The sequence below is a fragment of the Rhizobium sp. SVR5-9E genome (genome assembly GCF_056755095.1).
In genome coordinates, this window is the sequence record NZ_JBNDHS010000776.1 from 1 (window position 1) to 234 (window position 234).

Genomic DNA, 234 nt, shown 5'->3' on the forward strand with positions numbered 1-234 from the left:
GGGGGGGGGGGGGGGGGGGGGGGGGGGGGAGGGAGTAGTGGAGAGGGGCGGAAGGCATGAAGACTATCCTTCCTTCCTCAAGCTCGTCTTCTGGCTTTCGAATATCCGCGGCGCTCTGATCACCCTGCCGCACAAGATCACGACGATGAGCCTGCTAGATGAGGTTTCGACCAACGCCAGAATGGCAGGCTCCTGCAATGCGGTCAAACTTGGAGCCGACGGCAGACTGGTCGG

The 234-nt window shown here is 62.8% G+C and carries 1 pseudogene; it reads left to right on the forward strand.

The annotated features are described in order from the left end of the window. Nucleotides 1–234 (forward strand): annotated as a pseudogene (locus tag ACPYOJ_RS36945) (hypothetical protein); the annotation flags it as partial.